Annotated in this window: 19 protein-coding genes and 1 tRNA gene; 11 read left to right on the plus strand and 9 right to left on the minus strand. The window is 69.0% G+C overall.

All coding sequences use genetic code 11. The features are described from left to right. Positions 1-639: an MBL fold metallo-hydrolase gene (locus tag DXT68_RS07355; RefSeq protein ID WP_045255267.1), complete on the minus strand. Its 639-nt coding sequence runs from the start codon at positions 637-639 to the stop codon at positions 1-3. Between the two features lie 152 nt (positions 640-791). Here DXT68_RS07355 and DXT68_RS07360 point away from each other — a divergent pair. Beyond that, a tRNA-Glu gene (locus DXT68_RS07360) sits at positions 792-864 on the plus strand. Positions 865-933: 69 nt separating this feature from the next. Here the strand turns inward: DXT68_RS07360 and DXT68_RS07365 are convergent. From DXT68_RS07365 to DXT68_RS07375, 3 genes are read right to left on the minus strand one after another with little or no spacing between them, the layout of a single operon-like run. Beyond that, positions 934-2256: an acyltransferase family protein gene (locus DXT68_RS07365; RefSeq protein WP_045255266.1), complete on the minus strand. Its 1323-nt coding sequence runs from the start codon at positions 2254-2256 to the stop codon at positions 934-936. A gap of 42 nt (positions 2257-2298) precedes the next feature. After that, positions 2299-3393 (minus strand): DUF4349 domain-containing protein, encoded by a 1095-nt coding sequence (locus DXT68_RS07370; RefSeq protein ID WP_045255265.1) that lies wholly within the window; start codon positions 3391-3393, stop codon positions 2299-2301. Next, the gene (locus DXT68_RS07375; RefSeq protein WP_045255264.1) at positions 3390-3947 is read right to left on the minus strand and encodes an RNA polymerase sigma factor; all 558 of its coding nucleotides are present in this window, start codon (positions 3945-3947) and stop codon (positions 3390-3392) included. The genes DXT68_RS07370 and DXT68_RS07375 overlap by 4 nt, the downstream gene beginning before the upstream one ends. A gap of 286 nt (positions 3948-4233) precedes the next feature. Between DXT68_RS07375 and DXT68_RS07380 the strand changes: the two genes are divergently transcribed. Continuing rightward, a complete protein-coding gene (locus DXT68_RS07380) occupies positions 4234-5241 on the plus strand; it encodes a TerC/Alx family metal homeostasis membrane protein (protein ID WP_045255263.1) in 1008 nt (335 codons plus the stop codon). A gap of 7 nt (positions 5242-5248) precedes the next feature. Then, positions 5249-5599 carry a DUF2834 domain-containing protein gene (locus tag DXT68_RS07385; protein ID WP_115760472.1) on the plus strand — a complete coding sequence of 117 codons (351 nt, stop codon included), beginning with the start codon at positions 5249-5251 and terminating at the stop codon, positions 5597-5599. Here DXT68_RS07385 and DXT68_RS07390 read toward each other — a convergent pair. After that, positions 5562-6155 carry an LON peptidase substrate-binding domain-containing protein gene (locus tag DXT68_RS07390; RefSeq protein WP_045255261.1) on the minus strand — a complete coding sequence of 198 codons (594 nt, stop codon included), beginning with the start codon at positions 6153-6155 and terminating at the stop codon, positions 5562-5564. The genes DXT68_RS07385 and DXT68_RS07390 overlap by 38 nt on opposite strands. A gap of 36 nt (positions 6156-6191) precedes the next feature. Between DXT68_RS07390 and DXT68_RS07395 the strand changes: the two genes are divergently transcribed. After that, positions 6192-6689, plus strand: a complete 498-nt coding sequence (locus DXT68_RS07395; RefSeq protein ID WP_045255260.1) for a DUF427 domain-containing protein — start codon at positions 6192-6194, stop codon at positions 6687-6689. A gap of 16 nt (positions 6690-6705) precedes the next feature. On the opposite strand, the gene DXT68_RS07400 is transcribed toward DXT68_RS07395, so the two are convergent. Both DXT68_RS07400 and DXT68_RS07405 read right to left on the minus strand, forming a co-directional pair. Further along, positions 6706-8019, minus strand: a complete 1314-nt coding sequence (locus tag DXT68_RS07400) for an LLM class flavin-dependent oxidoreductase (RefSeq protein ID WP_045255259.1) — start codon at positions 8017-8019, stop codon at positions 6706-6708. Beyond that, the gene (locus DXT68_RS07405; protein ID WP_045255258.1) at positions 8016-9311 is read right to left on the minus strand and encodes an O-acetylhomoserine aminocarboxypropyltransferase/cysteine synthase family protein; all 1296 of its coding nucleotides are present in this window, start codon (positions 9309-9311) and stop codon (positions 8016-8018) included. The genes DXT68_RS07400 and DXT68_RS07405 overlap by 4 nt, the downstream gene beginning before the upstream one ends. A gap of 187 nt (positions 9312-9498) precedes the next feature. Here DXT68_RS07405 and leuC point away from each other — a divergent pair, with 187 nt between their 5' ends. The 6 genes from leuC to DXT68_RS07435 all read left to right on the plus strand — a co-directional run bounded on the left by leuC (position 9499) and on the right by DXT68_RS07435 (position 15854). Next, positions 9499-10950, plus strand: a complete 1452-nt coding sequence (gene leuC / locus DXT68_RS07410; RefSeq protein ID WP_045255257.1) for a 3-isopropylmalate dehydratase large subunit — start codon at positions 9499-9501, stop codon at positions 10948-10950. Positions 10951-10952: 2 nt separating this feature from the next. Further along, positions 10953-11549 carry a 3-isopropylmalate dehydratase small subunit gene (gene leuD / locus DXT68_RS07415; protein ID WP_045255256.1) on the plus strand — a complete coding sequence of 199 codons (597 nt, stop codon included), beginning with the start codon at positions 10953-10955 and terminating at the stop codon, positions 11547-11549. Between the two features lie 65 nt (positions 11550-11614). Next, positions 11615-12982, plus strand: coding sequence for a UDP-N-acetylglucosamine 1-carboxyvinyltransferase (murA, locus tag DXT68_RS07420; protein WP_045255255.1), 1368 nt, complete (start codon positions 11615-11617; stop codon positions 12980-12982). A gap of 5 nt (positions 12983-12987) precedes the next feature. Then, positions 12988-13743, plus strand: coding sequence for a lysophospholipid acyltransferase family protein (locus DXT68_RS07425; protein ID WP_045255646.1), 756 nt, complete (start codon positions 12988-12990; stop codon positions 13741-13743). Next, positions 13733-14866 carry an NAD(P)H-dependent glycerol-3-phosphate dehydrogenase gene (locus DXT68_RS07430; protein ID WP_045255254.1) on the plus strand — a complete coding sequence of 378 codons (1134 nt, stop codon included), beginning with the start codon at positions 13733-13735 and terminating at the stop codon, positions 14864-14866. The genes DXT68_RS07425 and DXT68_RS07430 overlap by 11 nt, the downstream gene beginning before the upstream one ends. After that, positions 14772-15854: a D-alanine--D-alanine ligase family protein gene (locus tag DXT68_RS07435; protein WP_045255253.1), complete on the plus strand. Its 1083-nt coding sequence runs from the start codon at positions 14772-14774 to the stop codon at positions 15852-15854. Before DXT68_RS07430 ends, DXT68_RS07435 begins: the two co-directional genes overlap by 95 nt. Positions 15855-15864: 10 nt before the next feature. On the opposite strand, the gene DXT68_RS07440 is transcribed toward DXT68_RS07435, so the two are convergent. Next, positions 15865-16368: a DUF3515 family protein gene (locus tag DXT68_RS07440; RefSeq protein ID WP_045255252.1), complete on the minus strand. Its 504-nt coding sequence runs from the start codon at positions 16366-16368 to the stop codon at positions 15865-15867. Positions 16369-16391: 23 nt separating this feature from the next. Between DXT68_RS07440 and thiL the strand changes: the two genes are divergently transcribed. Next, positions 16392-17393, plus strand: coding sequence for a thiamine-phosphate kinase (gene thiL / locus DXT68_RS07445; protein ID WP_045255251.1), 1002 nt, complete (start codon positions 16392-16394; stop codon positions 17391-17393). Here the strand turns inward: thiL and rsmD are convergent. Beyond that, positions 17363-17962 (minus strand): 16S rRNA (guanine(966)-N(2))-methyltransferase RsmD, encoded by a 600-nt coding sequence (gene rsmD, locus DXT68_RS07450; RefSeq protein WP_045255250.1) that lies wholly within the window; start codon positions 17960-17962, stop codon positions 17363-17365. The two genes, thiL and rsmD, sit on opposite strands and share 31 nt — an antisense overlap. Between the last annotated feature and the right edge of the window lie 15 nt (positions 17963-17977).

Here is a 17977-nt window from a genome sequence, read left to right on the forward strand (position 1 = left end):
TCAGATGTCGAGCGACTCGCCCGGCTCGAGAACCGAGAACTCTCCGCCGCCCTGCTCGGTGGCCCACTGCAGGCGCTGGCGGTGCATGGTCTTTCCCGCCACGGACAGCGTCATGTCGTGCGTCCCGAACGCACGACGGGGGTTGACCGCGAGCACGTAGTCCATCGCCTCACCGACCTTCAGCCAGGGGGCGCCGAGCGGGGCGGCGAGCGTGCCGACTTCGACGCCCTCGGGCACCGCGTAGGAGTCGCCGGGGTAGTAGAACGTGTCGTTGACCAGCACGCCCACGTTGTCGACCGTGGGAAGAGAGGAATGGATCACCTCGTGGGTGCCACCGAAGAACCGCAGCGTGAAAGCACCGATCTCGACCGTGTCGCCGGGCGCCACCACGGAGATCTCGTATCCCTCGGCGGCGGACGCGACCCCGACGGGCGCATAGATCGGCGTGCCGGGGGCTGCCCGGAGGATGCGGTCGAGGTGCTCGGGGGTCCAATGATCGGGGTGCTCGTGCGTGATGACGAGGGCGACCAGCCCGCCGAGGTCGTTCAGCGGGGCGGTGAACGAGCCCGGATCGATGAGGAGTATGTCGTCGCCCTGCTGGATGCGGAGAGCGGCATGTTCGAATTTGGTGACGCGCATGAGACGAGTCAACTCCCTCTCGGCGGTGGTGGCAAACCCCTTGCGCGTGCGCCACGCCCGAGATTCAGATGGAGTTCGGCTCGATTTGGCGGCGCGATAATCGTCATGGCATACTTGAACAGTTGTCGCGGCACGGAAACGTTCCGCCAGACGGCCCCATCGTATAGCGGCCTAGTACGCTGCCCTCTCACGGCGGTAACGCGGGTTCGAATCCCGCTGGGGTCACACAACACAGAAAGCCCTCGGTTCGCCGAGGGCTTTCGTCGTTCCCGCCCTCTTCCTCGGTTCTGTCGGTCAGCGCACGGCTGATCGGGTCGTCGACATCAGTCGCAGCGCAGCCGCCGTGCCGATCAGCGCGGCCGCTGCGAGCGGGAAGTCCAGCCCGTACGCCGTGATCCCGACGACCGGCGTGACGAAGAGCAGCACGGCGGCGACGGTTGCGCCGGTGCTCGGGTGACGGGCGACTCCGGCCGGCGGGGTCTTCTCGAACCGCACCAGCCACAGCGAGAGCGCCCACACGGCTCCGAGGACCACGAGGAGGAACAGCGGTCGCGTCCACCACCAGGTCGGACTCCCCGGCGCGGGAAGGGGGAGCGGCAACAGGAGCTGGATGCCGATGAGGATCATGATCACCGGCAGGTGCCACAGGTAGATCGTCATGAGGCGGGAGCCGATGAGGAACACCGCGCCCTGGGCCGCTCTGGTTCGCATGAGCGCAGTGAGGGGACGACGCAGCAGCGTCAGAGCGGATGCCTGGATGACGGCGAGCAGCACCATCGCCGTGGTCGGCGGCCACTGGTTGCCGAGCATGTTCCAGGAGTAGCCGCCGAGCGACACCAGGCCCCAGAGCGCGGCATATCCGGCGGCGATGAGCAGCGCCAGCTGCCAGCCCCGCCTCGCGGCGAACCACCCGTCGAACAGGAAGAACCCGAGCTGCTGGGCGAACAGCCACACGAACACGATGTTGGGAATGCCGAACAGTTCCTGACCGAGGCCGTAGCCGGTGCCCGCGATCGGCTGGATCGCGAGCATCCCACCCACCACCGTGAAGCGCAGCGTGTCGATCACCACGGCGCCCGCGAGAAGGACGATCAGCACGGGCATGCCGTGGCGTTCGTGCAGTCCCATCATCGTCGGGGCCAGGGCCTGGACGATCATGTACGCCGCGAGGAACCAGAGCGGTGATCCGATGCCGATGGCGACCACATCGACGAGCGCGGGGTCGAGCCCGATCAGTCGGGCGGCGCCGAGCACTGCGGTGAGGAAGACGAAGAGTGCGAGCGCGGGGCGCGCGAGCCGCAGCAGGCGCACGCGCACGAACACGTCGGCGGACTCACCGCGAGCGACCGCCGACCGCCAGCCGGCGCGTGCCGCATATCCGCCGACGACGAAGAACAGCGGCATGATGTTCGCCATCCAGGAGGCGGCCGTGAACCACGGCTGCGCCTCGACCGTCCGCTCGATGAGGAGTGACCCGTCGGGCGCACGCCCCACCCCCGTGAAGAGGATGTGCACGAACACGACCAGCAGCACGCACGTCACCCGTGCCAGATCGAGAGTGAGGTCGCGGCCCTGCGGGGCCGTGCGAGGCGTCGAGACTGCGGCGGCGCTGCTCATGCCGAAGACTCTAGCGGTGCACGGCTCCCGGCCCGGGGAGCCTCACTCCGAGAACTCCTCGGCGGCCGGCGCCCCGACCGTGCGGCGAGCGCGACGTGCCCGTCGGATCGACCAGATCGCGAGGAGGACGACGGCAGCGAGTGCGAGCCAGGGGAGGACGAAGCCCAGTGCGATGACGAGGGCGTTCAGCGACACCACGAGCCCGTTCCAGCCCGCGAACAGGCCGTCGGCGAAGCCGGCGGGATCGGCGGTCGTGGCGGGAGCCGTGCGGGTGAGCTGCACCTGCAGAGTCGACATCGAGACCTGGTCCTCGAGGGCGGTGAGCTGCTGCTGGTAGGACTCGAGCTGAGCCTGTCGGTCGGTGAGCGCGACCTCGGCCTCGATGAGCTCGGCGACCGTCCCGGTCTGCGCCATGAGCTCGGTCAGCCGCTGCACCGACGCGGACGTCGCGTCGACCCGCGCGCGCAGGTCGATCGCCGCGGAGGTGACGTCCTGCTTCGAGATCGAGGATGAGAGCACGTCGCCGGTCTCCGCGAGCTCGTCGACCACGGTGGTGAGGTCTGCGGAGGGCACCCTGATGCTGACCCACCCGTAGCCCGGATCCACGGGTGCGGGCGCGGAGGTGTCATCGGTCGCCTCGCTCTTGCCGATCTCGGTGCTCTCGACGTAGCCGCCGTGCTTCTCCGCGAGGGCGGCGATCGCCGCCCCGGCATCCGCGATGTCCTTCACCTCGAGGCTGGCGGTGGCCGTCGCGATGATCTCGCGGTCCACCGCGTCGACGGCCGCGGGCGCCACCCCTGTCGACTCCTGGGCCGCATCGGACGCGCTCTGGTCGGCGTTGCCGGAACGGGAGGTGTCGACGGCGACGCCTGCGGGCATGCCGCTCCCGTCGGCGGTGCTGGACGCACTGCCTCCGACGATGCCCAGGATGGGCGGCGTGACGAGGACGCCCACCACGAACGCGGCGGCCACCCCGGTGCCGGTGAGCCATCCGCGGCGTCGCGCCCGCGATCGGGCCGTGGCCGGGGTCTGCCGGGGACGCCGGGCGGCGATCTCGTCGAACACGGCGGCCTCGATGCGCGCAGCCGCGGCATCCGACAGCTCGGGAAGATCGTCGTGGGGTGTGTGGTCGTTCATGCGTCGCTCGCTTCCTTCACGGCACCGCGCAGTCGGGTGCGGACTCGGGAGAGACGGTTCCGGACGATCGCGTGACTCACGCCCAGCTCGTCCGCAGCGGCCTGATACGCGTAACCCTCCGCTGCGCAGAGCCGGAAGATCTCGCGGTCGAGGTCGCTCATCGTTCCCACCTCGGCTGCGATCCTCGCCGCCATCGCCGCGGTGATCACCTGCTCCTCGACGCTGATCGTGGAGGGGAGGGTGTCATCGACGGCCTCTGTCGTGTGCGCCCGATCCCGCAGGCGCTGGCGCAGACGGTTCGCGGCCTGGAACCGGCAGATCGTGGCCAGCCACGGGAGGATCGATTCTCCCCGCAGCTCGAGGTCCGGCAACTTGCGCCAGGCGGTCACGAAGGTCTCCTGGGTGACGTCCTCGGCGTCGGCGGGGGAGCCGAGGATGCCGTGGGCGATCCAGTAGACCGGGCGTACGTGCAGGCGGTACAGCTCGCGGAAGGCGCTCTCGTCGCCGGCCGCGGCCTGAGCCGCCCATCTCTGATCACTCGTCTGCACGGGCATCCTGTTTCCGTTCGGTGTCTCTCACCCGGGAAGTGTCGGCGGATGCCTCATCGTCTCAGATGCCGAGGAGATGTTCCTCGTGGCGGCCGGTCGTGCGTCATGTTGTGAGAGCGTGCACCCGAACGCTCCGCGCTCGGCTAGCATTGGCGACGCGAGAGGGAGTATCCCGTCAGCGCATCCGCCGTCATCACGAGCATCGACATCGCTGCTCCGGTAATGCGACGCACTTCGTGCGTGGGAGAGACTTTCGATCAACTCCCGACCCTCCGAAAGGTCAAGCACGCCCGTGGAAATCCCTCTCTGGTTCGAGATCACCTCGATGATCGTCCTGTCGATCATCCTGCTCGGCGACCTGCTCCTGATCCGCCTCCGCCCGCACATCCCGTCGACGAAGGAGTCGACCCTGTGGGTGGTCTTCTACGTCGGACTCGCCCTGCTCTTCGCGGTGCTGCTGGGGAACGTGGGCGGCTGGCGGAACGCGGGCGACTTCATCACCGGCTGGGCGCTGGAGTACAGCCTCTCGATCGACAATCTCTTCGTCTTCGTGCTGATCATGGCGCAGTTCGCCGTCCCGCGGCGCCTGCAGCAGCAGGTGCTGATGGTCGGCATCATCATCGCGCTGGTGCTCCGCGGGGCCTTCATCCTCGTGGGCGTCACGATCGTCGAGCACTTCTCGCCGATCTTCTACATCTTCGGCGCGTTCCTGATCTACACCGCGATCAAGCAGGCCATGCCGGAAGGTGATCACGACGGCGAGGTGCAGCGCGAGAACTTCATCGTCCGCCTGCTGCGTCGACGCGTCGACATCAGCGAGACGTACGACGGATCGAAGCTGCGCACCACGGTCGACGGCACGCGCATGTGGACCCCGATGGTGATCGTCTTCATCACGATCGGCGTGACCGACCTCATCTTCGCGATCGACTCGATCCCGGCGATCTTCGAGATCACCACGAACGGCTTCCTCGTCTTCGCAGCCAACATCTTCGCCCTCATGGGGCTGCGCCAGCTCTACTTCCTGCTCGGCGATCTTCTCGACCGCCTCCGCTACCTGCACTACGGCATCGCCGTGATCCTCGGATTCATCGGCATCAAGCTGATCCTGCATGCCCTGCACGAGAACGAGCTGCCCTTCATCAACGGCGGCCAGCATGTGGAGTGGGTGCCCGACATCGACAACATGGTCTCGCTGGGCGTCATCGTCGCGGCGATGACCGTCGCGACGGTCGCGAGCCTGATCGCGTCGTCCCGTGACAAGCGGGCGGCGAAGCGGCTCGACCAGCCGGTGGAGTGAGGGCATCGTGATGCGTCACTGGACACCGATGGCCGTCGTCTACCTCGTCCTGGCGATGGCCGGACTCGTCGGCACCTGGGCGTTCAACGTCCTGGCCATCACGCAGATGGTGGACTTCATCGGCGACCTCGTCGGCAGCGGCCCTGCCGTGTCGTCGATCACCATCGACCTCCTGATCGCGGCGATCGCCGGAAGCATCTTCATCATCGTCGAGGCACGACGGATCGGCATGCGACACGGCTGGCTGTACGTGGTCGCGTCAGGGGTGACGGCATTCGCCTTCATGTTCCCGCTGTTCCTCGCCATGCGTCAGCGGCACCTCACCCGGTTGTCCACAGAGACTCAGCCTCGAGCGTGAGGTCGATGACCTGGCGCAGCAGTGCGCCGAGCGAGGTCGATCGCAACAGGGTGTACCGGTCGTAGTCGCCCAGCGGGGCGATCTCGGCGAGCTGCCACGACGAGGCGAGAGGGTCGTCCGAGAGGTCGGTGTCGGCGCTCCAGGGCGAGTCGGCGCGTGCGAGCACCCGCCGCACGGTCGACTCGGCCAGGGTGCGCAGGGGAGTGAGGGCGTCGTCCCAGGTCAGCTCGGGCAGCGGCGTCACGGCCGCACGGGGATGGGGCGCGTCATCGACCCACTCGTCGATCGAGAAGCGCGTGGTGCCGACAGCGACGATGTGCAGCACGTCCGCGTCGGCCGAGACGCTCGTGAGCCTCGCCATCGTGCCGATGCCGCTGCGCAGGTCGCCGCCGCCGACCTCCTGACCCCGCTCGATGAGCACGACACCGAACTGCGGATCCTCCTCGTCGAGAAGGTGCCCGATCATCGTGAGATAGCGCGGCTCGAACACGCGGAGCGGAAGCGGGGTGTACGGGAAGAGCACCGAGCCAAGGGGGAACATCGGTAGTGCGGCCATGACCCCAGTCAACACTGGGAGACGTACAGTGAAAAGATGCGCAGACCGAGTCCCCTCGTCCCGTCTCCCGGCCAGGAATCCGTCTGGGACTATCCGCGGCCTCCGAGGATCGAGAAGGTGGACGAGCGTGTCACCATCCGCCTCGGCGGCGTGCTCGTCGCCGACACCCGGGCGGCGATGCGGGTGCTCGAGACGAGTCATCCCCCGGTGTACTACCTGCCGATAGCCGATTTCATCGACGGAGCGCTCTCCGATGCTCCCGGTTCGTCGTTCTGCGAGTTCAAGGGGGCCGCCCGCTATCTCGACGTGCGCGGCGGAGGTCTTGTGGCCGCGGGCGCCGCGTGGAACTACCCGGATCCCACCCCCGGATTCGAGGCGCTGACCGATCGTGTCGCGGTCTACGCGGGGCCGATGGACGAGTGCACGGTGGGAGGTGAGGTCGTGGTCCCGCAGCCGGGCGGGTTCTACGGCGGCTGGGTCACGTCCTCCGTCGTCGGTCCGTTCAAGGGCGGGCCGGGCTCGATGGGCTGGTAGCCGGTCGCCAGATCGGTCAGAAGGCGCGGAGGTTCGCCTGCAGCCCGCCGTCGACGTACTTGCGGCGGAGGATGCCGCGGCGTCGCAGTTCCGGGACGAGCTCGTCCAGCGTGCGGTGCAGGGTGACCGGGTGGAAGTCCCCCCACAGCAGTACGCCGTCGTTGCCCCACTCGCCGAGTTCCTCGACGAGATCCGCGAACTCGACCGCCGTGCCGACGAACCCCGAACGATCGGACAGGCGTCCACTGCGTGCGAGCGCCGTGAGGTGCGCACGCAGCGGGGCATCGTCGCCGCGATCGCCGATCAGTCGACGGATGCTGCCCTGCGACACATGCTCCCCGAACACCGCGAGATCGAGCGGGCGGTCGAGATCGAGTGCGGTGAGGTCGGTCTCGAGGTCGCTCGACTGCTTTCTGGCGATCTGCACGAGCGCCGCATCGTCGGGGCGGGCGGAGGCGGCGACGATACGGTCGGCCTCCTCGGCCGAGGAGACGATGACGGGCTGGATGGCGAACAGGATCCTGATGTCCTCGGCGGAGCGGCCGGCGGCGGTCGCCGCATCGTGGATCTTCGCGCGATAGGCGCGGACCGAGGCCTCGTCGAGAGGAGCCAGCGCGAGCTGGACGTCGGAGTTGGCGCCGGCGAAGCCGAGGCCCCGACCCGATCCGCCCGGCGAGACGATGGCCGGTTCGCCGTCGGTGAAGGGCAGCGCGTTGAGGGGGCCGTCGAATGAGTAGTGCGAGCCGCGGTGGTGCACGGCGCGCAGCCGTGCACCGTCTGCGAACACATCGCTCGGCCTGTCGCGGACCAGTGCGCCGTCCTCCCAGCTGCGCCAGAGCGAGCGGATGCCGTCGAGCCACTCCTCGGCACGGTCGTAGGCCTCATCGTGACCGAGCTGCGCGTCGGCGGAGAAGTGCCGCGCGCTTCCCGTGTCGGTGACGACGTTCAGACCGAGCCGATGGCCGCTGAGGTGCTGCAGCGTGGCGAATTGCCTCGCAGCCGTATAGGGCAGGTAGGCCGCCGGGTTGACGGTGGGGACCACACCGAGGTGGCGGGTGGCCTGGAACAGGTACGGAGCGAGCAGCAGCGGGTCGTGCTTGGGCCCGCCGAAGGCGTGTCGCACCCGCAGGTCGATCGTCGACGGGGATCCGAGCGAGGGGGCGTCCTCGATGATGACCAGGTCGAATCCCGCCTGCTCCAGGGTGCGGGCCGCCTCCTGGTAGATCTCGGGTCGCGTCCAGTCGTAGTCCCAGTCGAGAGAGGGGTGGCCCCAACCCTGGGGGCCGAAACCGCGGGCGAGGAACCACCCGAAGTGCTGGGGTCTGCTCATGCCGCGACCTCCCGCGCCGGCTGGAGGACGCGATCGAGGTCGGCGATCAGGTCGGCGACGTCCTCGATGCCGATCGAGAGCCTCAGCGTTCCCGGTCTCACACCCAGCAGATCGCGCTCCTGCCGGCTGCGATGCGAATGACTCGTGGTCTCGGGATGCAGCACCAGTGAGCGGACATCGCCGATGTGGGTCATGTGGGTGAACACTCTGACGCCGTCGACGAAGGAGCGCGCCGCATCGATTCCACCGCGCAGGGTGAAGGTGAACACCGAGCCGTGCCCGCCGTCGAGATACTTCTGCGCGAGGGCGTGATCGGGGTGGCTCTCCAGCCCGAGATAGTCGACGCTCTCGACCTCGTCGTGCGCGGCGAGCCATCGCGCCACGTCGAGCGCGTTGCGCGACTGACGCTCGACCCGGAGTCCGAGCGTCTCGGCGCCCTGGCCGATCAGGAAGGCGTTGAGCGGAGACGGCGAGGCGCCGAAACGCGGGGCGACGGACTCTCTCGCGTAGGCGATCCGCGCCGCACCGCCGTGCCGACTGGCGACGCTGGGGAATCCGCCACGACCGGGGAGCACGAGGTGCGGGGCGTTGTGCCCCGCTGCTGCGGCGTCGAAGCGTCCGTCGTCGACGATGACGCCGCCGAGCACCGACCCGTGCCCGGCCAGGAACTTCGAGGCCGAGTGCACGACGATCGCGGCCCCGTGCTCCAGCGGACGCACGAGGAACGGGGTCGCCAGCGTGTTGTCGACGATCAGCGGGACCGCCGCCTCGTCCGCCACGGCACTGATCGCGGCGATGTCGAGAAGGTCGTTGCGGGCGTTCGCGATCGACTCCGCGAAGAGCGCGCGGGTGTTCGGGCGGATCTCTGCGCGCCAGGCATCCGGGTCGCCGATGTCGTCGACGAAGGTCGTCTCGATGCCCAGTCGCGCGAGGTTGTCGAGGAAGAGACCCCTGCTGCCCTCGTAGATGTGCGTCGACGAGATGATGTGATCGCCCGCCCCGGCGACCGTCAGCAGGGCGGTGACGACGGCGGCCTGGCCGCTCGCGACGAGGACCGCGTCGACGCCGGACTCGAGGGTCGCCAGCTGCCGTTCGACTGCACGGACGGTGGGATTCCCTGTGCGGGTGTATCCGAACCCGCTGCCGGTGCCGAAGTGGTCGGCCGCGTGGTCGAAGTCGTCGAACTCGAACCCCGCGGTCAGATAGATCGGGGTCGCCCGAGACGTCGCGGCCGTCTGATTCCTGGCCGAGTGGAGGGCTCTGGTGGCGAAGCCGGTGGATTCGTCGGTCATTCGGGGGCCTCTCGATGCGTCGGGTGTCAGTAGCGTGTCACGGCGCGTCATCCACCGCCCGAGCGGTGGTAATCTGACGTCATGCGGATCGTGCTCCTTCTTAGCTGCCGCGACGAGACCTCGTTCTGAGCCCCTCCTCGTCGCGGAGTCCATCGTGGGCCGAACCGCCAGCTTCAGGAGAAACGCAATGAACAGCCCCGCAGCAGACTCCGCTTCCGTCCGCCCGAGAACCCTCGCCGAGAAGGTCTGGGACGACCACCTCGTCGTGAAGGGCGAGGACGGGGAGCCGGACCTCATCTACATCGATCTGCACCTCGTGCACGAGGTGACGAGCCCGCAGGCCTTCGACGGCCTGCGTGCCGAGGGGCGTCCGCTCCGGCGGCTCGATCTGACGATCGCCACCGAGGACCACAACACCCCGACCTGGGACATCGACAAGCCGATCGCCGACCTCACCAGCCGGACGCAGATCGAGACGCTCCGTCGCAACGCGTCCGAGTTCGGCGTGCGCCTGCATTCGCTCGGCGACGCCGAGCAGGGCATCGTCCACGTCGTCGGACCGCAGCTCGGGCTCACCATGCCGGGCATCACCGTCGTCTGCGGAGACTCGCACACCTCGACCCACGGAGCCTTCGGAGCGATGGCCTTCGGGATCGGCACCAGCGAGGTGGAGCACGTCATGGCGACGCAGACGCTCCCGCTGAAGCCGTTCAAGACGATGGCGATCACCGTCGACGGCACGCTGCGCCCCGGCGTCACGGCGAAGGACATCATCCTCGCGGTCATCGCGAAGATCACCACCGGCGGTGGCCAGGGCTACGTGCTGGAGTTCCGCGGCAGCGCGATCCGTGCGCTGTCGATGGAAGGCCGCATGACGATCTGCAACATGTCGATCGAGGCGGGTGCTCGCGCGGGCATGGTGGCGCCCGACGAGACGACCTTCGAGTACCTGAAGGGCCGCCCGCACGCCCCGAAGGGGCAGGACTGGGAGGATGCTGTCGCCTACTGGCGCACGCTGCCCACGGACGAGGGCGCGACCTTCGACGCGGAGGTCTTCATCGACGCCGACGAGCTGGAGCCGTTCGTGACCTGGGGAACCAACCCCGGTCAGGGCAGCTCGCTGTCGGCATCCGTTCCCGATCCCGCCGACATCACGGACCCCAACGAGCGCGCCGCCGCCCAGCGCGCGCTGGAGTACATGGACCTGGCGCCGGGGACCCCGCTGAAGGAGGTCCCTGTCGACGCCGTGTTCATGGGCTCGTGCACCAACAGCCGCATCGAAGACCTGCGAGCCTTCGCCTCGATCGTCGAGGGCAGGAAGAAGGCCGACGGCGTGCGCGTGATGGTCGTCCCCGGCTCGGCGCGCGTTCGTCTCGAGGCGGAGGCCGAGGGCCTCGACAAGGTGATCACGGACTTCGGAGCCGAGTGGCGGTTCGCCGGCTGCTCGATGTGCCTGGGCATGAACCCGGATCAGCTCGCACCGGGGGAGCGCTGCGCGTCGACCTCGAACCGCAACTTCGAGGGCAGGCAGGGCAAGGGCGGCCGCACGCATCTGGTCTCGCCCCTGGTCGCCGCCGCGACGGCGATCCGCGGCACGCTGTCGAGTCCGAGTGATCTGCACGAGATGGCGGAGGTCTGACCATGGAGAAGTTCACCACGCACACCGGCGTCGCCGCTCCTCTCAAGCGCTCGAACGTCGACACCGACCAGATCATCCCCGCCGTGTTCCTCAAGCGGGTGACCAAGACCGGCTTCGAAGACGCGCTGTTCCACGGATGGCGTCAGGATCCTGACTTCGTCCTCAATCAGCCGCAGTTCCAGGGAGCCTCCGTGCTCGTCGCAGGTCCCGATTTCGGCACCGGCTCGAGCCGGGAGCATGCGGTGTGGGCGCTGCGCGACTTCGGATTCGCCGTCGTGCTCAGCCCCCGTTTCGCCGACATCTTCCGTGGCAACTCCGGCAAGCAGGGCCTTCTCGCAGCGACGATCTCCGAAGAGGATCTCGAGCGCATCTGGGCCGAGATCGACCGCGAGCCCGGGGCATCGATCACCGTGGACCTCGAGGCGCGCACCGCGTCGATCGGCGACGTCCAGGCTGAGATCGGTATCGACGATTACACTAGATGGCGGCTCCTCGAAGGGCTCGATGACATCGGGCTCACGCTGCGCAACGAAGACAAGATCGCGCAGTTCGAGGCCCGTCGCGAGTCGTGGCGGCCCCGGACCCTCCCCGTTCAGTGAACGGCGGGGCAGGGGGAGCCGAGGGCGACCCCGCCCCGAATTCCCTGAATGAAGTGAGGCTCCGAATGACCACACCTGTGCGCGACGCTCTTGCGGACGGAGTCCCCCCACTGACCGGAGACGTCCTCGCGATCCGCGGCGGACGACCGCTGCGCGGCCGTGTCGATGTCAAGGGCGCGAAGAACCTCGCGACCAAGGCGATGGTGGCCTCGCTCCTCGGCGAGACGGTGAGCACCCTTCGGGATGTTCCCGCGATCAGCGACGTCGCCGTGGTGCGCTCGCTGCTCGAGGTGCACGGCGTGCGGGTGTCCGACGGCGATGAGCCCGGCGCCCTGGTGTTCGACCCGAGCGACGTCGAGTCCGCGCACTTCGAGGAGATCGACGCGCACGCGGGTGCGTCGCGGATCCCGATCCTCTTCTGCGGTCCTCTGCTGCACCGTCTCGGACAGGCGTTCATCCCCGACCTCGGCGGCTGCCGCATCGGCGACCGCCCCATCGACTTCCACCTCGACGCACTGCGCAAGTTCGGCGCGATCGTCGAGAAGCTGCCGAGCGGCATCCGCCTGTCGACGGGTGGCGCGCGTCTGCACGGCGCGAACATCCACCTGCCGTACCCGAGCGTCGGAGCGACCGAGCAGGTCCTGCTGACGGCCGTCCGTGCCGAGGGCACCACCGAGCTGCGCAACGCGGCCATCGAGCCCGAGATCATGGACCTGATCGCTGTGCTGCAGAAGATGGGCGCGATCATCTCCTACGAGCCCAATCGCGTCATCGTCATCGAGGGCGTCGAGAAGCTCCGCGGATACGACCACCGCTCGATCTTCGACCGCAACGAGGCCGCGTCCTGGGCGTCTGCCGCGCTGGCGACCGACGGCGAGATCTTCGTCGGCGGCGCCAAGCAGCAGGAGATGCTCACCTTCCTCAACGTGTTCCGCAAGGCGGGGGGATGGTTCGACATCCAGGAGGACGGCATCCTCTTCCGTCGTGACGGCGAGCTCAAGCCCGTCGTCGTCGAGACCGACGTGCACCCCGGCTTCATGACCGACTGGCAGCAGCCTCTCGTCGTCGCGCTCACTCAGGCGAACGGCCGCTCGGTCGTGCACGAGACCGTGTACGAGAACCGACTCGGCTTCACCGACGCGCTGGTCAAGATGGGCGCCGACATCGTCGTGCACCCGCGCGGTCTGCAGGACGGCCCTCGTCGTGTTCCGCGCCGCGATCTGGAGCAGGCCGCCGTGATCACCGGGCCGACGCCGCTGCACGCCGCAGACATCGTCGTCCCCGATCTCCGTGGCGGATACAGCCACGTGATCGCCGCGCTCACCGCCGAGGGCGAGTCGAGGGTCTCCGGCGTCGACATCCTCAGCCGCGGGTACGAGAAGTTCCTCACCAAGCTCGACGCCGTGGGTGCCGACTTCGACGTCATCCGGTGACCGCGATGGGTTCCCGCTCGCCGGAGTCCACGCGGCCCAGCGTGTTCTGGCCGCTGGCGGCCATCATCGTCCCGATCGTGTCGCTGATCGCGAAGATCCGCATCAGGGGCGCGGAGAAGCTGCCTCAGGACGGCGCATACGTGCTCGCCCCGAACCACTACTCGGAGTTCGATCCGCTCATCGTCGCCGTGGCGGTATGGCGGATCGGCCGCGCTCCGCGCTTCATGGCGAAGGAGAGCCTCTTCCGCGTCCCCGTGCTGGGAGCCGCCTTGCGGGCCACCGGCATGATCCCGGTGGCGAGGTCGTCGTCGGCGGCGGCGGCGAAGCAGACCCTCAAGCAGTCGGCCGAACTCGTCGAGCACCGGCGCGGCGTGATCGTCTACCCGGAGGGGACGCTGACGCGCGACCCCGACCTCTGGCCGATGCGCGGCAAGTCGGGTGCGGTGCGACTGGCGCTGACGGACGGCATCCCGCTGATCCCGATGGCGCACTGGGGCGCTCAGGAGATCATGGGCAGGTACCAGAAGGGCCTGAGCCTGTGGCCGCCGCGCAAGCGGGTCGACGTCATCATCGGTGATCCGGTCGACGTGTCCGATCTGCAGGGGCGTGCGGGCGAGGCCTCGGCGCTGAACGAGGCGACCACCCGTCTGATGAACGCGATCACCGTGCTCCTCGAGGAGCTGCGGGACGAGAAGGCGCCGGCGGAGCGATGGAACCCGTCGACGCACGGACAGAAGGAGACGGGTCGCCTTGACTCCTAAACGCGGCGTGCCGGCGGGACCGAGAGTCGCCGTCATCGGTGCCGGGAGCTGGGGAACCACGTTCGGAAAGATCCTGGCCGACGGCGGTGCCCAGGTCACGATGTGGGCCCGGCGCGCCGAGCTCGCACACGAGATCGACGAGGCCAAGCGCAACTCGCGCTACCTGCCGGGCATCAACCTGCCCCGCACCATGGCTGCCACCCATGAGCTGGCCATCGCACTGCAGGACGTCGATCAGGTGTATCTGTCGGTGCCGAGCCAATCGCTGCGAGAGAACCTCAAGGCGCTGCGCCCGCTGCTGGCCGACAACGACGCGAAGATCGTCAGCCTGATGAAGGGTGTCGAGCGCACCACCGGGCTGCGGATGAGCCAGGTCATCGAGCAGGAGCTGCGCTGCGACCCCGACCGCATCGCCGTGGCCTCCGGGCCGAACCTGGCGCTGGAGATCGCACGGGAGCAGCCGACCGCCGCCGTCATCTCGTCGCGCAGCCGGGAGACGGCCGAGGAGGTCGCGCGGGCTGCCCGCAACAGCTACTTCCGCACGTTCGTGAACACCGACGTGATCGGCACCGAGTTCGGCGGGGTGCTGAAGAACCTCATCGCCGTGGCCATCGGCATCGTCGACGGCGTCGGATACGGCGAGAACACGAAGGCGTCGATCATCACCCGCGGTCTCGTCGAGATGACGGACTTCGCAGTGGCGAACGGCGCCCACCCCGAGACGCTTCAGGGACTCGCGGGGCTCGGCGATCTGATCGCCACGTGCCAGTCGCCGCTGAGCCGCAACAACACGGCCGGGCGCCTGCTCGGCCAGGGATACAGCTTCCAGGACGTCGTCAAGCAGATGCAGCAGACGGCCGAGGGACTCGCCTCCGTCGCACCGGTGCTGCAGCTGGCCCGCGAATCCGAGGTCGACATGCCCATCGTCGAGCAGGTGAAGATGGTGCTCGACGGCAAGATGAACCCGCGCGACATCGCACCCCACCTGACGACGGACGACGACACCCCGCAGGGTGAGAGGACCAACCATGGACAAGCAGACGGTGGTGGTGCTCTTCGGAGGGCGCTCCAGCGAGCATTCGATCAGTTCCGCAACGGCGGGAGGGGTGCTGGGCGCGATTGATCGCGACCGCTACGCCGTGATCCCGGTGGGGATCACCCGAGAGGGCGCCTTCGTGCTGGAGGACGACGATCCGGCGAAGTTCCCGCTCGATGCCGCGCATCTCCCCGAGGTGGCCGACAACGGCACTCGGGTGCGCTGGCCGGAGCCGGGGGGAGACCGCACTCTGCGCGTCGTGCGCCCCGACGGCACCACCGACGACCTGGGAGAGATCGACATCGTGCTGCCGATCCTGCACGGGACGCATGGCGAGGACGGGACCATCCAGGGGTACTTCGACACCCTCGAGGTGCCCTACGCGGGTGGCGGCGTTCTGGATTCGGCGCTGTGCATGGACAAGCACTTCATGAAGATCGCGCTGGGCGCGGCAGGCATCTCGGTGGCCCCGGGGCTGACCGTGCGCGCCCGTCAGTGGCAGCAGGATGCCGAGCGCATCCGCTCGCAGGCGGTCGAGCTGGGTCTTCCCCTGTTCGTCAAGCCCGCGCGGGCCGGCTCCAGCGTGGGCGTCTCGAAGGTGACGCAGGCGCAGGAGCTGGACGCCGCCCTCGCGATCGCGTTCGCCGAAGACGACAAGGTGCTGATCGAGTCGGGCGTGGTGGGTCGCGAGATCGAGGTCGCCGTGCTCGAAGGGGCCGAGGGTGTGCGCGCGTCCCTTCCCGGTGAGATCGTGTTGACCTCGCGCGGGTTCTACGACTTCGAGGGCAAGTACCTCGGTGGCGACGGCGTCGATGTCGTGTGCCCCGCCGAGCTCGAGCAGTCCGAGATCGACGCCATCCAGGAGACCGCGATCCGGGCCTTCGAGGCGGTCGACGGACGCGGGCTCGCTCGGGTGGACATGTTCCTCACCGCGCCGGGGGAGCTCGTCGTCAACGAGCTGAACACCATGCCGGGATTCACTCCGATCTCGATGTTCCCCAAGTGCTGGGTGGCGTCGGGCCTGAGCTACGGCGACCTGATCACCGAGCTCATCGAGGCGGGCCTGCGCCGCTGAAGGTCGGAGCTCACCCCTCGGGGGCGGGCTCGCTCTGGTCGTCGGTGGGGATGCGGTCGGTGCATCGCGCCGTGGCGGGTGCGAGACCCGCGCGGATGCTGGTCGAGAGCCGCTCGACGACCGAGCGGAAATCGATCTCCTCCCCGCGGCGGATGATCACCTCTATCGCGGGATCACGACCGTAGGTCACGAGCCGCTGGCGTTCCTCCTCCTGGTCGAGGACGAGCCAGTCGACATTGCCGATGGTGGTGCACACTTCGGCGGAGGGTGCGGGAGGCTCGACCCCGCAGCGCAGCACGACGGTCGGGTCGCCCCAGGCTCCGGTCGCCTGCGCGTCGGTCCAGACGCGGTCGAGATCGCCGACGGCATCGGGGAGGAGCACCGACACCTCGGCGCACGCGGGGTTGTCGGCATCGTCGGCGGGCTCGAGATGAACGGTGGTCGAGCATCCGGAGAGCAGCGCCACGAGGGCCGCAGCACCCGCGACGACGGCGAGACGACGAGATCGGGGCATGCGTCCAGGCTACCTTTGACTGCATGCCCTCCCGACCTCGCGACGCCGATCCTCTGCTGGGTGACCTCTCCGAGGGGGAGATACTGCGAGCGATCCTGTCGCGGACCGCACGCGGCAGTCATACGCTGCTCGGTCCCGGCGACGATGCGGCGGTCGTCGCCGCCCCGTCGGGATCCGTGGTCGCCACCACCGACACCCTCGTGCACGGTCCGGACTTCCGTCTCGCATGGTCGTCGGGGTACGACCTCGGCTGGAAGGCGGCGGCCGTCAATCTCGCCGACATCGCCGCGATGGGAGCGCGTCCCACCGCGCTGCTCGTCGCGCTGGCGATCCCGCGCGACCTGCGGCTGTCGTTCGTGGAGCGTCTCGCTGACGGCTTCCGGGAGGCCTGCGCAGCGCTCGCCCCCGGGTGCGCCGTCGTCGGGGGAGACCTGACCGTCTCCGACGTGCTCACGGTCGCGGTGACCGCACTCGGCGACCTCGAGGGCCGCGCACCGGTCACGAGAGCGGGTGCGCGGGTGGGCGATGTCATCGCGGTCGCGGGCGAGCTCGGTCACGCCGCACACGGCCTGTCGGTGCTTTTCGGCAGGTTCCGCGAGACCGGCACCGGGGTGCCGCTGCCTGTCGACGTGTCGGCGCTCGGCTCCGGCGAGAGCGCCGCACTGCAGGCGCAGCTCCGGCCGTCTCCGCCGATCGGCCTCGGCGCGTTCGCGGCGACCGCCGGCGCCACCGCGATGATGGACGTCTCGGACGGTCTCGCCCTCGACGCGCGACGGATGGCGGCAGCATCCGAGGTGACGATCGCCCTCGACGCGGCGACGCTCGGCGACGATCCTCTGCGTGCGCTCGCGGGCGGGGAGGATCATGCCCTGCTGGCCGCCTTCCCTCCGGGGATGCTGCCGTCGGGGTTCCGCCCGATCGGCGAGGTGCGGGCCCGTGGCGATCACGACCTCCTTGTCGACGACGCTCCCGTCGATGTCTCGGGCTGGGATCCCTACCGTGACTGGGATTCGACGGCCGGCTGACCGGCGTCCACGCGAGCAGGCTGCGCCCACCACAGCGCGGTGTCGCCGTAGGACTTCTCGCGCACGAGCTCGAGTCCGGCCGAGTCGAGGTCGGGCGGCGTGGAACGGCGAGCCCGTTCGATGATCACCAGGGCGTCGGGCGCGAGCAGCGGCGCCAGACCCACGAGATCGGCGGTCATCGCGGCGTCGTCGAGGTCGTAGGGAGGGTCGGAGAAGACGAGATCGTACGGGCCTGTCGCGCGCTGGAGGAACGCGCGCACGCTGCTCTGGTGCACCCGGGCCGAGGGGACCCCCGCCTTGGCCACCGCAGCGGCGTTCCGCCGGATGAGCCCCGCCGCGGTCCGGCCCTGCTCGACGAGGTCGGCGCTCGCGGCTCCTCGGCTGAGGGTCTCCAGTCCGAGGGCGCCGGAGCCGGCGTACAGATCGAGCACGCGTGCGCCGATGATGACGTCGGCCGAGTCGAGACCGCCGAAGAGCGACTCCCGCACGCGGTCGCTGGTCGGTCGTGTTCCCGACGAGGGCACGTCGAGTCGCGCGCCTCCCGCCCTGCCCGCGATGATCCTCGTCACCTCCTCACGATACGA

Origin of the sequence: Microbacterium foliorum, assembly GCF_003367705.1 — a bacterium.
Classification (GTDB): Bacteria; Actinomycetota; Actinomycetes; order Actinomycetales; family Microbacteriaceae; genus Microbacterium; species Microbacterium foliorum.